Source organism: Fibrisoma montanum (assembly GCF_003583365.1).
In the GTDB taxonomy this organism is placed as follows: Bacteria; Bacteroidota; Bacteroidia; order Cytophagales; family Spirosomataceae; genus Fibrisoma; species Fibrisoma montanum.
Map to the genome: position 1 here is coordinate 80,360 of NZ_QXED01000012.1, position 13,034 is coordinate 93,393.

Sequence of the window (13,034 nt, forward strand, 5' to 3'; positions counted from 1 at the left end):
TGGTGTAAAGCGAGTGAAGATTCCGGCAGGCTGGAGAACGTAACCGCAGCATTCACCCGACCCGTGTCAGACGGCTTACCCGTTCAGGGTCAGATTCCCGGCTTTGTTGTACCGGATCTCTTCTTCGGCCAGCATCAGCCGAATGGTTTGCGCCAGGGTATCGGCGTCGGTCTGGGCGAAGTGGTAGGAAAGCTGGCGGGGCGATACACCGGGGCCATTGGCCAGGGCAACGTACTGCCGAATCTGCTCCCGAACCTCGCCGAGCGCTGACCCTGCCTTTTTTTTCTGCTTCAGGCAATTATCGCAGATACCACAGGGTTCGTCTGGCTTTTCGCCGAAATACGCCTGTAGCAGCCGGGTGCGGCACTGTGTCGGGTGTTCGACGTACGTAACGGCGGCCTGGACTTTACGAAGCGCCCGCTGTTTGCGCTCGTTCAGTTCAGCTACGTTGACCGGCAGTTGGGGGGCGTCGAAGCGGGGCGTCAGAAACACAAGCTGTGGTTTATCCTTCTGTTTCTCATACACGACTACGTTGCGCTGGTGCAACTGCTCCAGCAACGTAACGATTTCCTTCTGGTCGACCAGGAAGGCCCGCGCCAGCGCCGATTCCGAAATGGTAACAAAGTCGGTGAACAGTTCGCCCCCGTACATCCGCAGCACCAGCTTGAGAAACGGGTCGAAGCGGGGGTTCATGACCTGAAACTCGTAGAGCTCCCGGTTATCCAGCGTCATGATCAGCCGCGAGGGATGGAAGTACGTTTCGCTCAGTTCGATGAATCCTTCCAGTTGCAGTTGCTTCAGGGCGTAGTGGGTTTCCTGGGGCGGCAGCTTGAAGGTAGTCGTAAACGTTTGCAGGTCGAAGTCGTAGCTGTTGAACTCGCCCCCGCCAACCGGTACGGCCGTGTAGTTGGCCAAGGCCTGATACACCCGGCGCAGCAGGTCAACGGGTGGATACAGCTGCTCGGTTTTATACTGCAGTCCCGACAGGTCGCCCTGGTTATACAGCAGGACGGCGTAGGCCTTCTGCCCATCGCGACCAGCCCGACCGGCTTCCTGGTAGTAGGCTTCGAGCGTGTCGGGTACGTCGAGGTGCACCACCACGCGAACGTCGGGTTTATCGATCCCCATCCCAAAGGCGTTGGTCGCCACCATCACCCGCGTGCGGTCATGAATCCAGGCATCCTGCTTGTCGCCACGTTGCTGGGTGGTCAGACCGGCGTGGTAAAAATCGGCTGAGATGCCGTGCCGGGTCAGCCAACTGGCTACCTGCTGGGTCTGCCGCCGACTGCGCACGTACACGACCGCGCAGCCGGGCACATTGGTTAGCACCCTCAGCAGTCGGTTTTCCTTGTTTTCTTCCTGAATAACCGAATACGACAGATTTGGCCGGGCGAAGGTCTGCCGGAAAACGGCCGGTTCGCGAAGGGCGAGTTTTGCCATAATATCAGTCTGGACTTCGGGCGTTGCCGAGGCCGTCAGGGCGATAACGGGCGTTTCCGGAATTAGCTCCCGAAACTCGGCAATCTGGAGGTACGGCGGGCGGAAGTCGTAGCCCCAGGCCGAGATGCAGTGTGCTTCGTCGACGGCCAGCAGGCAGATCGTCATCTGTTTGGCCCGTTCGATGACCAGTTCGGTGCGAAGCCGTTCGGGCGATACGTACAGAAACTTGGTATTGCCGTAGATGCAGTTATCGAGAATCGAATCGATTTCGCGGTAGTGCATACCGGAGTAGATGGCTGCGGCCGGAATGCCCCGTCGACGCAGCTGCTCCACCTGGTCTTTCATCAGAGCAATCAGGGGCGTCACCACAATGCAGACGCCTTTCATCGCCAGAGCCGGCACCTGAAAGCAGATGGACTTACCCCCACCGGTGGGCATGAGCACCAGCGCATCCTGCCGGGTCAGCACCGCGTTCACTACGTCTTCCTGCATGGGCCGGAACGACGAGTACCCCCAAAACTGCTGTAAAATCTGTCGGACAGTCATACCAACCGCGAAAATACAACCGAGATCAGACAATTCAGACCAATTATCGTTGTACATTTATACGTACATCCCAGCCATTGGCTGATCAGTCATTATGATTCAGAAGGTTATCAAATCCGACGACGAGTGGCGCCGGATTCTAACGCCGGAGCAGTATCGGGTTGCCCGCGGGAAAGGAACCGAGCGGCCGTTTTCGGGCGAATACTGCGAAGCAAAAGACCCGGGCATCTACGCCTGCGTCTGCTGCGACACCGAGTTGTTTGAGTCAACAACCAAATTCGATTCAGGAACGGGCTGGCCAAGTTTCACTGCTCCCATCGAGGACGAGCGCATCCGGCTGGAAAAAGATTTCAGTTACGGCATGATCCGGGTTGAGGTGCTATGCAACGTTTGTGATGCTCATCTTGGTCATGTCTTTGACGACGGCCCTCCGCCCACGGGCATGCGGTATTGCCTCAACTCGGTATCATTGGTGTTGAAACGGACTGCGGATACGGAATAAGCGAAACTGTCGTTAATGGTAAGTCAGTAGCTGTTGCGGTTGAGCCTCGATGTTCAGCCGCAACCGACTACCCTAATTAAACAGTCTATTTATTGACCCTAAGTTTACATCTACATGTACTATCGGAAGTTGCTGGTACGCTTCGTCGTTGCCGGCCTGGCGCTGGCCGGTACAGCGCTGGCTCAGAAGGCCCCGGCCCACCGCTCGGCCTATGAGCAGTATGTCCTGAAGACCCGGACACTCCCTGCTCCCCAAAGTATTTGCTACAAACTGGACCGGGATGTATTTACGCAGATTCTGCCCCCCGAAACGTTCCTGAAAAATCGCCAGAATCCCCGTGCCCGGACCTCGGCTACGGCCAGCTTCAGCGTTACGTACTCCAACTTCTCGCCCGAAGCCCGTACAGCGTTTCAGTATGCCGTCGATATCTGGTCGAACCTGCTGGCCTCACCCGTTCCTATCCGGATTCAGGCCAACTGGACCACCCAGAGCGAGGGCGTGCTGGGTTCAGCCAGCCCGGCTGAGGTGCGGCTGGGTTCCGATGGTACGCAGAAAGGGCGGGGTATTTATCCCATTGCTCTGGCCGAAAAAATCGCCCGGCGACCGCTGAACAACCCTAATGACCCCGACATCGTAGCCAGTTTTAACCGGAACAATAACTGGTATTACGGGCTCGACGGCAAAACGCCCCAGGGCCAGACCGACCTCGTTACGGTGGTGCTGCATGAAATTGGTCACGGGCTGGGAATGACCGGCTTCTTCAACGCGTCGAACAACCGGGGCGAATACCTGGTTGGCTTTCCGTCGATTTACGATCACTTTATCGAAAACAACCAGGGGCAGCGCATTGTAGCTGAAACCGGCCGTTTTCCGGATGGTTCGCTCGAACTGTATCAGCAGTTGACCGGGGAGAACCTGTTTCTGAATGGTCCGCTTCTGCAACAGCGGAGTGGGCAACGCATCAAGATTTACACTCCTACGCGCTACGACCGGGGCTCCAGTATCTACCACGTTGATGAAACGACGTATCCGGCCGGTAACCCTAACTCACTGATGTCCCCCCAGATCGGGCAGGCGGAGGCTATTCACTCGCCCGGCCCGCTGGTGCTGAACATCTTCCGGGATATGGAGTGGCGCACTACCTCCGTACTGCATGAACCGTTGTTGGACGTTGAGGATATTGCCGATCTGCGCTTTACGGTCCGGATTGTGAGTGATACGGCCGTTCAGGCAAACACCGTCCGGCTGTTCTACCGGAAAAGCGCCCCATCGGGTGCCGACACGACCTATACGAGTGTAACGCCAACGCTGGTTGCCGGTACGACTGATACGTATGCGTACACGCTGCCGGCTGCCCAGGCCAGGGGTGAGGTGTGGTACTATTTCCAGATTCAGGATGTGACGGGCCGGGCGTATACCAACCCCGGTAAGGCTCCCGCAGGTTTCCAGCTGCTGAACGTAGTACGGGTAGGCCCCGACAACATACCGCCTACCATTCTGGCCGGCCCCACGCGGAATTTCATCTTCAATCCGGCCGTAAATGACAGTTTACAGGTACTGGCCGACGTATCCGACGACCGTCAGTCGATCGATACGGTGTATGTAGAATACTCGGTCAATGGCCAGATCCGGCCGGCGGTTCCGCTACGTCGCACAACCACCCTGAACGATGTTCGGTATGACAGTTTGTACAGCGCAAAAATTCCGTTTGCCGCCAATACACTGAAAGACGGCGATGTGATTACGTACCGGATCGTGGCGCGGGATTCGTCGCGGGCCAGAAACCAGACCATCAGTCCCCGCACCGGTACGTATGAAGTGCGCGTGTCCTCCGCGTTGCCGACACGGGATAGTTACTCGACCACCTTCCAGGATCAGGCTACGGCCAATGAGTTTGTAGGGGCTGGGTTTAGCATTGCTACGCCTACCGGGTTTGCCGATCCGGCTATTCACTCGGAGCATCCGTATCGCAACGGCGCCGATTTTGAGTACCGAAGCAATTACGAGATGGTACTGCGAACCCCTATCCGCATCAAAGCCAACCCGGATAGTGCCGTTATGCGGTTTGATGAAATCGTACTGGTGGAGCCGGGCGAACCCGGTAGCCAGTACGGCGACGATGATTTTTATGACTATGTCATCGTTGAAGGGTCGAAAGATAACGGCCGTACGTGGCTGCCCATCACGACCGGTTATGACTCAAACGACCAGACCGACTGGATCAACGCCTACAACCGGAATCTGGTCAATGGCGCAAACGCGAACGAACGCAACTCGACAACGCCGGGTACACCAAGTCTGTATAAGCGCCGGGATGGAATCTCGCTGACCAGCAACGGCAACTTCCGGCCGAATGATCAGGTGCTCATCCGTTTCCGGCTGTTTGCCGACCAGCTGGCGCACGGCTGGGGCTGGGCTATCGATAACGTACAGATTCAGGTGCCGCCCCCGCCCCCGGTGCTGGGTGTAGAGCCGGTCAATGTGGGCTCGTTTGCTGTGTATCCGAATCCGGTGAGCAACGGGCTGCTTCGGGTAGAAGCGCAGTTGACCAAGTCGTTTGCCGAAGCGGGCCTGACGGTTACGGGTACCACCGGCCAGACCGTTCGGCAGCAAACACTGAAGGTGAGCGGCTCAAAAATCAGCGAACAGCTCGACCTGACGCAGTTGCCGACCGGCTTGTATTTTGTTAAGCTGCAGGTAGGCGAAACCCAACTGACGAAAAAGATTATCGTAACCAAATAGCGGAACCACACGCTGGAATGCTTAAAAGCGGGAAGTTGTCAGTACGTTTGCGAACGTCTGCCAATTTCCCGCTTTTGCATGAGAATCGTTTTACAGGTGCTGGCTGCTGTATGCCTCATAACAGGCTGTTCGCCGGTTGGTCGGATCAGCCGCGATCTGCGCACCAAACCCACCTACACCGATCATTTTACCGGCGTTGCTCTCTACGATCCAGCCTCGAAAAAAAAGCTGATTCAGCACAATGCCGACAAAGCCTTTACGCCGGCTTCCAACACCAAATTGTTCAGCTTTTACGCCGGGCTGCTGCTGCTGCCCGATACGCTGCCTACCCTGCGCTACGTCGTTCGGCAGGATTCGCTGATTTTCTGGGGGGCGGGTAATCCGTTGCTGCTACATCCTGACCTGACCGACACAACGGCGCTGGCGTTTCTGCGCGGCCGTACCGAACGCCTGTTCTATTCGCCCGCAAATTATACCGGTCAACGCTTTGGCTCCGGCTGGGCCTGGGATGATTACAACGATGATTATTCCGCCGAACTGGCTCCTTTGCCGTTGTATGGCAACGTAGTTCGGTTTACAACCTCCCCGGCTGGTCGCCGGGTTGTTCCGAAGCTGTTTGCCGACAGCGTGAGCGCTACCGCGAAAGACGGAAGCAGTCGGCGGGATGAATTCACAAACCGGTTCAAGGTGCCGACAACGCTACGAACCGGGCGGCAGAATGTGCCGTTTCGCTGGTCGCCCGTGCTGGCGGCTCAGTTGCTGGCCGATACGCTGCACCGGCCCGTCGGTCTGGTTAATCGGCCTGTTCCGGCCGACGCCCGGTTGCTGCGGAGCGCATCTGCCGATTCGCTGTATAAACGCATGCTGCAGGTTAGCGATAACCAGTTTGCCGAACAGATTTTGCTCATGGCTTCGGCCGAACGGCAACGGAACCAGTTGTCATCCTCCGCGGTGCTTCGCTACATGGCCGACAGCGTACTGCGTTATCCGGCAACGTCGGCCCGGTGGGCAGATGGCTCGGGCCTGTCGCGCTACAACCTGTTTACGCCGAACGTACTGATTGATCTGCTGGGACGTATCTACGAAAAAGTGCCGCAGCAGCGGTTGTTTGCCCTATTGCCGGCAGCCGGCCAATCCGGTACCCTGCGAGGAATGCTAACCGCCGAAAAGCCCTACGTTTTTGCGAAGTCGGGGTCTATGAGTGGTGTTTATAACCTGAGCGGCTATCTGCTCACCCGACGTGGAAAGCTGTTATTCTTCAGCATCATGCACAACAACTTCACGCAGCCGGTGGCCGATATGCGCCGACGCACGGCCGAACTGCTGCAGCAACTTCACGACCGGCTCTGACCAACCACCCCGACGCTCCGCCGGAGCAGCCGGTACAGCGGGTAACTAATCAGAATGAAGCCGATGGCGTAGATGCTACTGTTCAGATCGCCGATGACAACCCCCAGCAGGAACGCCAGCGATGCAATCAGGAGTGTCCAGGTGGAGAATGGATAGCCCCAGGCCCGTACGGGTCGGGGTAAACCCGGCTCGGTCTGGCGTAATCGGATCAGCGATGCAAAACCCGACGCATAGCAGAGCACGAAGAAAAACGTAGCGATGTCGGATAGCTTGCTGTACGTATTGGTCAGGATGAGGGCAATTGAAGCTAAGGCCGTCAGCAGAACGGCAATGGCGGGTGTACCGCCGGCGTTTACTGGTGTGACAAACCGGAAGAACAGACCATCCCGGGCCATTGCAAAAATTACCCGCGGATTGAACATGATCTGCGCGTTGATGATCCCCATAATGGAAATCATCAGCAGGAACGTAACGACCTGAGCGCTGCCAGGGCCAAACAACAGTTGAACCGCATCGGCAGCCGCCAGCTTTGAGCCAGCCAGCGTATCCATCGGCAGCACATACAGCAGCGCCAGATTAACAAGTACGTAGATGCCAATGATCAGCAGCACCCCACTAATCATGGAGCGGGGTAGATTCCGGCTGGGATCGACGTCTTCTTCCGTAAAATAGGCGGCCGTGTGCCACCCATCGTAGGTGTAAAAAACGGATTGCAGGGCCGCCAGAACGCCCAGCCAGACGCCACCCTCCGCCAGGGGCCGAACCGTGTCGGAAGAAGCAGCCGCCGAAGAGCCGGGGGAAAAGGCAAAACAGGCGATGACAAAGGCCAGCAACCCCACCGCTTTCAGTACGCTCATAATCTCCTGCGCCCGGCTCGCCGACCGAACCCCCAGCCAGTGAAACGCAACAAACGCCAGCAGAATACCAATCGCTACGGCTTTTTCATTGCCGGCTGTGGCAGGTAGCAGCAGCGCAATGTATTCGCTCATGACCGACGCGCCAAACGCCATGGCCGACACACTGCCGAGCCAGCTGCAGATGCCGATTACAAACCCGGCATAGTCGCCGAAGGCCCGCCGGGCGTAGACGTACCAAGCACCGGCTTTGGGCAGCATGGTGCCGAGTTCAATTACCGATAGGGAGCCGATCAGTGCGTAGATGCCAACCAGCAACCAGACGCCAATGATGAGCGTTGGGTCGCCGATGTCCTGGGCAATTGGGCCAGGTTTGCGCAGAATCCCTGTACCGATGGTGCCACCGATGGTTACCGCTATGCCGAAGCCGACGCCAAGAAGCTTGCGAAGTTGGGTGTTGTTCTGAGCCATGATCCGGTGGGCCAGCCCCACCTGTAGAGGGAGGATGATTACAATGATAGCGAAAATTGGTTGCAAAGGAGCGGTTTTGGAGTCACCTGCGGGTTTTTTCGTAAGTTTGACCCTCATGAAAACGTTGCTGAGCCATCCTTACACCCTCGTTTTTATGGGCGGAGGCATTGGCAGTTTGCTCCGGTTCCTTACGAGCCGATTCGTCCCGGCAACGCTGGCCGGCTCGCCGTTTCCACTGGCCATTCTGATGGTCAACGTAGTAGCCAGTCTGGTACTTGGCTGCGTGGCCGGGTGGCTACTGATGCGGTCGGCCGGAGAGGAAATGCGGCTGTTAATTGGGGTTGGCTTTTGCGGAGGGCTGAGTACGTTTTCCAGCTTCAGTTACGATACGCTCGCGCTGCTGCAAAATGGCCGGTTGGGCGCTGCGTGTCTGAACATAAGCCTGAACGTAGTACTGTGCCTGCTGGCCTCAGCGGGTGGCTTCTGGCTCGGCCAAAAATTTTGACTAAGCATTACCCAGGGTAGCTTACCGGCTGAAGACTTGTCGAAGCAAGCTGCGTAAATCTGCCCGATTCGGGACACTAAAACTTTATGGAGTATTCATCAGCCGAGGAGATTGCCCGGCGTTTATTTGATTCGCACAGTACGTACCGGGAGAAAGCACTGACGCACCGGCGCTTCAGGCACAGTGACATCGTTCCGTTACTGAATGCGCTACGGCAGCACTCTCCTTTTGACATCAGTAAGGTTGGTGAGTCTTTCGAAAACCGGGCGATCTACCAGGTTACGGCCGGAACCGGTCCCGCGCGGGTGTTGCTCTGGTCGCAGATGCACGGCGACGAAGCTACGGCTACTATGGCGCTGTTCGACATCTTTAATTTCCTGCGGGCCGCCGGCGATGGCTTCGATGACATCCGGCAGACGATTCTTCAGAACACCACGCTGTATTTTGTGCCGATGCTGAATCCAGACGGTGCCGAGCGGTTCCAGCGCCGGACGGCTACCGACATCGATATGAACCGCGATGCCCTCCGGCTTCAGACACCCGAAGGGGCTCTCTTAAAAAAATTACAACAGGAACTTCAGCCACTCGTAGGGTTTAACCTACACGATCAGAATCCGCGCTACAGCGTTGGGAAAACGGGTCGGCAGGCAGTTATGTCGTTTCTGGCAACGGCCTATGACGAAGAGCGATCGATAAACGAGGTTCGGCGTCGTTCTATGCAGCTGATTGTCGGCATGAACAGGGTGTTGCAGTCGTTTATTCCGGGTCAGATCGGCCGGTTCGACGATGAGTTTGAACCGCGGGCGTTTGGCGATAACATCCAGAAATGGGGAACAACCCTCGTTCTGATCGAATCGGGCGGCTACAAAGGCGATCCTGAAAAAATGGCTATTCGCCAACTCAATTTCGTGGCCATTCTGACGGCCCTGCTTGCCCTTGCCAATGGATCGTATCAGCAGGAGGATACCGCCGAATATCAGGTTATTCCCGAAAATGGGCGCTTGCTGTTCGATGTTCTGATTCGCAACGCGACGGTTATGCAGAACGGAAAGCCGGTGGTGCTCGATCTGGGTATCAACCGCTATGAAATTACGACCGACTCGGTACAGTATGAGGCAACGCCGGGATTTTATTACCGTAGTGTTATTGAGGACATCGGCGATTTATCCACGTTTACGGGGTTGGAAGAGATTGATGCAACCGGTCTTATACTAGCTCCTCTCGGGGTGTATTCCGAACAGCTCGAATCGGCCGATGACCTGAATCGGCTTGCTATTGACGACTTACGAAAGCAGGGAATTGCCGCCTTTCGGGTAAAGCAGAGTAACCCGGACGTGGCTCCCAAACAGCCTGTTCATCTGCTTGTTACCGAAAAATTACCGGCCGATCCTTTACTAGTTGGTCAGTCGCCATCATTTCAATTGCTGGTAAATTCGCAGCCCGCTTTTGTATTTATCAATGGCTTCTATGAAAACAGAACGATAAATGTCAATTTCTTGTCAAATGGAATTGCCGAATAATCAATGGCCGTTACTTACGTATAGCCAATAAAGTTATCAATTTCGGTTGCTTCGTTTTGTTAAAATTCTGCGTATTTTATAAACTCACAATTAATTGATTTTTAACACTTTACCCATTTTATAAATATAATTCAAGCGTAATATTAGCATAACATTAGCATAACATTAGGAAGGTAGCTTTGCAACGCAAATTAGCATGCGATAGCTACTGCCAATATGAACATTAACTACTTACTTGTATTTTTCTTATTTCTCTCCACTACGGTTCTGGCTCAGACCGGAACAATCCGCGGGTCAATTAAAGACGCCAAATCAAAAGAAGCACTGATCGGTGCTACTGTCCGCGTAGATGGAACACAGCTTGGCGCAGCCGCCGACGTTGAAGGTAATTTCACCATCGCCAACGTACCGGCCGGGACGCACAAGGTGCTCGTTTCGTTCGTATCGTATAAGACGAAGGAAATTCCCAACGTTCGGGTTGAGTCGGGGAACACCACGGTAATCGACACCGAACTGGACGAAGAAGGAACGGCGCTTCAGGAAGTCGTTGTACGGGGCAACCGGGCCACTAATACGGAAGTGGCCGTGATCACTGAAATCAAGCAGTTGAAGCCGATTGCGGTGGGTATCTCAGCCCAGCAGATTCAGAAGTCGCAGGACCGCGACGCAGCCGCAGCCATCCGGCGCGTACCGGGCGTCAGTATTATTGACAACCGCTTCGTGTTGATTCGGGGACTGGCCGCCCGCTACAACTCTGTATTGATTAACGATGTAATCACGCCATCAACCGAAGTTGACACGCGTTCATTCTCCTTTGATTTAGTACCCAGCAACATCATTGACCGGATGATTGTCTTCAAATCTGGTTCGGCCGATCTTCCGGGTGATTTTGCGGGCGGTATTGTGAAAATTTATACGAAGCGTCGCCCGGAGCAAAACTTTGTTGACGCCGGTGTAACCCTTGGATATCGCGCCAATACGACGTTTCAAACTGTACAAACGCATACTCGCGGTGGAGCAAACTGGTTAGGCCTTTGGAGTGCCGATCAGCAGCTTCCTAACAGCTTTCCAACCCAGGCTGGTAACTTTAATAACCTGAATGCACCCCAACGTGCTGCTTATGCCCGGTTGCTACCCAATTCCTGGGGCCTCAAAGAAATAACGGCTATGCCGGATCTTCGGTTTGCCTTGAATATGGGTCGTCGCTTCGATGTTGGCGACGTACGGGTTAGTAATCTGACCAGCATTAACTATGCAATGACAAACCAGTTTGCAGACATTGATTTTAACGTGTATCAGCCTGGTGCTACTGCAAACTCAATTGGTCAGCAGTATAGAGATCTGAACTACGCACGTGGTACTCGCTTAGGGGTTCTGCACAACTGGTCTGCCCGGTTCTCGCCTGCATTCAACCTGGAGTGGAAAACGCTCTTTAACCAGTTGAGTACTACGGAAACGGTTATACGGGAGGGCCAGAATATAGATAATGCTCAGGACGTTCGTAGTTATTCGCAGCGTTTTGAAAACCGTAGTATTCTGACAACTCAGTTAGCAGGGGAACACACGGTCAGCGAACTAACAAAGATTAATTGGGTAGGTGCCTTCGGATATACAGGTCGGTGGGAGCCAGATTGGAAACGCGCTCGCTATATCCGTCCGCTTGAGTCAGAAGAGCCATTTACAATCACAACGCCCAACGATCCAACGCCGACCGAAACAGGGCGGTTTTATTCAAGGCTTCATGAGTATACGGCCTCAGCGATCGGTAATTACGAGCATACGTTTGGTAACCCGACCGATCGTGAACCAAACCGGATCCGATTCGGGGTTTATGGCGAGCGTAAAAACCGTGATTATGCAGCCCGGTTTTACGGATACCAGACTGTAGGGAACGCAACGGAGACGTTGAGACAACGGCCAATAGGCTCTGTCTTTGCGCCAGAAAACGTAACCGGCCAGAGTGGTGGGTACTCGTTGCTGGATGGTACAAGAGATCTGGATTCGTACCGAGGAATAAATAGCTATGTAGCGGGGTACGTAAGTGGCGATGTATACTTTGGCCCGAAAGCAAACTTAACCGTTGGATTCCGGGGAGAGTATAATGATCAGCAGGTAAGAGCTACGATCAGAGGTACGGATACTCAATTAGTGTCGAACAAGATTTTTAGCCCGCTACCGTCGCTGAATTTCACGTACAAGTTAAGTGAACGAACAAATTTACGCTTAGCTTATTCAGCATCAGTGAACCGGCCGGAGTTCCGTGAGCTGGCGCCATTCCGGTACTATGATTTCAACTTATTAGCTGATATTCAGGGTAACACAACGCTGACAACAGCTACGATTCAGAACCTTGATGCCAAGTGGGAGTTTTACCCTACACCCAATGAAGTAATCTCGGTAACCGGCTTCTTCAAGCACTTCAACAAGCCAATCGAGTCGCTCCTGTTGCTTCAGACCAACGGATTTGCTTACACATTCTTTAACAGCCAGTCGGCTCGTAGCTATGGCGTAGAAATTGAAGTTCGTAAGGGATTCGCCAATTCACCCAGCGTCTTCCTGCAGAATACTACCCTGGTTGGTAACGTATCATTTATCAATAGCCAGGTCACAGTTGGTGACGTAGTCACTGCGCCAGATTTGAGCGGACAGATTAATGAATATCGGGGTGTAACGGATACCGAACGCGCATTGACTGGTCAATCGCCTTACCTGATTAACCTCGGCGCTTATTATGCCGCTCCGAAGACGGGCTGGCAGGGAAACATTCTGTACAACGTATTCGGCCAGCGGATCTTCACCGTGGGTAACATTGACAACCCGACTGTTTACGAAATGCCGCGTCACGTTATTGATATCAACGTAACGAAACAGGTTGGTAAGCAGCTTGAACTACGGTTCGGTGTACAGGATATCCTGAATCAGCCAGTACGCTTCTCACAAGATTTCAATCGGGACGGAAAAGTTGGTAGTGACGTAACATCTCAATCAGCCGACGCCGATCAGAACATTCGTACGTTCAGACGTGGTAGCTATTTCACAGTTAGCGCTATCTACACGTTTGGCCGCCGGATAGTAGTGCCCTAAGTCTGGTAAAGTAAGTAAAA

General features: G+C 54.5%; 8 protein-coding genes. 6 read left to right on the forward strand and 2 right to left on the reverse strand.

Annotated features, from left to right (window positions below; genetic code table 11):
* Positions 1–75: 75 nt before the first annotated feature.
* Positions 76–1,986 (reverse strand): RecQ family ATP-dependent DNA helicase, encoded by a 1,911-nt coding sequence (locus DYU11_RS29015; protein WP_119671298.1) that lies wholly within the window; start codon positions 1,984–1,986, stop codon positions 76–78.
* Between the two features lie 94 nt (positions 1,987–2,080).
* Here DYU11_RS29015 and msrB point away from each other — a divergent pair, with 94 nt between their 5' ends.
* From msrB to DYU11_RS29030, 3 genes are all read left to right on the forward strand, one after another.
* A complete protein-coding gene (msrB, locus tag DYU11_RS29020; RefSeq protein WP_119671248.1) occupies positions 2,081–2,488 on the forward strand; it encodes a peptide-methionine (R)-S-oxide reductase MsrB in 408 nt (135 codons plus the stop codon).
* Positions 2,489–2,602: 114 nt separating this feature from the next.
* Positions 2,603–5,230, forward strand: coding sequence for a T9SS type A sorting domain-containing protein (locus tag DYU11_RS29025; protein WP_119671249.1), 2,628 nt, complete (start codon positions 2,603–2,605; stop codon positions 5,228–5,230).
* 78 nt (positions 5,231–5,308) lie between these two features.
* Positions 5,309–6,580, forward strand: a complete 1,272-nt coding sequence (locus DYU11_RS29030) for a D-alanyl-D-alanine carboxypeptidase/D-alanyl-D-alanine-endopeptidase (protein ID WP_119671250.1) — start codon at positions 5,309–5,311, stop codon at positions 6,578–6,580.
* Here the strand turns inward: DYU11_RS29030 and DYU11_RS29035 are convergent.
* On the reverse strand, positions 6,565–7,905 hold the full coding sequence (locus tag DYU11_RS29035; protein WP_119671299.1) for an APC family permease: 1,341 nt from the start codon (positions 7,903–7,905) through the stop codon (positions 6,565–6,567). The two genes, DYU11_RS29030 and DYU11_RS29035, sit on opposite strands and share 16 nt — an antisense overlap.
* A gap of 115 nt (positions 7,906–8,020) precedes the next feature.
* Here DYU11_RS29035 and crcB point away from each other — a divergent pair, with 115 nt between their 5' ends.
* The 3 genes from crcB (at position 8,021) to DYU11_RS29050 (ending at position 13,014) form a co-directional block, all read left to right on the forward strand.
* The gene (crcB, locus tag DYU11_RS29040; RefSeq protein WP_119671251.1) at positions 8,021–8,410 is read left to right on the forward strand and encodes a fluoride efflux transporter CrcB; all 390 of its coding nucleotides are present in this window, start codon (positions 8,021–8,023) and stop codon (positions 8,408–8,410) included.
* 86 nt (positions 8,411–8,496) lie between these two features.
* On the forward strand, positions 8,497–9,930 hold the full coding sequence (locus DYU11_RS29045; protein WP_119671252.1) for a M14 family zinc carboxypeptidase: 1,434 nt from the start codon (positions 8,497–8,499) through the stop codon (positions 9,928–9,930).
* A gap of 216 nt (positions 9,931–10,146) precedes the next feature.
* Positions 10,147–13,014: a TonB-dependent receptor gene (locus DYU11_RS29050; RefSeq protein ID WP_119671253.1), complete on the forward strand. Its 2,868-nt coding sequence runs from the start codon at positions 10,147–10,149 to the stop codon at positions 13,012–13,014.
* The last annotated feature ends 20 nt before the right edge of the window (positions 13,015–13,034 follow it).

Coding starts and splice junctions, on each gene's coding strand:
- DYU11_RS29015 (WP_119671298.1), bottom strand. CDS start 1,986: ATGACTGTCCGACAGATTTTACAGCAGTTTTGGGGGTACTCGTCGTTC.
- msrB (WP_119671248.1), top strand. CDS start 2,081: ATGATTCAGAAGGTTATCAAATCCGACGACGAGTGGCGCCGGATTCTA.
- DYU11_RS29025 (WP_119671249.1), top strand. CDS start 2,603: ATGTACTATCGGAAGTTGCTGGTACGCTTCGTCGTTGCCGGCCTGGCG.
- DYU11_RS29030 (WP_119671250.1), top strand. CDS start 5,309: ATGAGAATCGTTTTACAGGTGCTGGCTGCTGTATGCCTCATAACAGGC.
- DYU11_RS29035 (WP_119671299.1), bottom strand. CDS start 7,905: ATGGCTCAGAACAACACCCAACTTCGCAAGCTTCTTGGCGTCGGCTTC.
- crcB (WP_119671251.1), top strand. CDS start 8,021: ATGAAAACGTTGCTGAGCCATCCTTACACCCTCGTTTTTATGGGCGGA.
- DYU11_RS29045 (WP_119671252.1), top strand. CDS start 8,497: ATGGAGTATTCATCAGCCGAGGAGATTGCCCGGCGTTTATTTGATTCG.
- DYU11_RS29050 (WP_119671253.1), top strand. CDS start 10,147: ATGAACATTAACTACTTACTTGTATTTTTCTTATTTCTCTCCACTACG.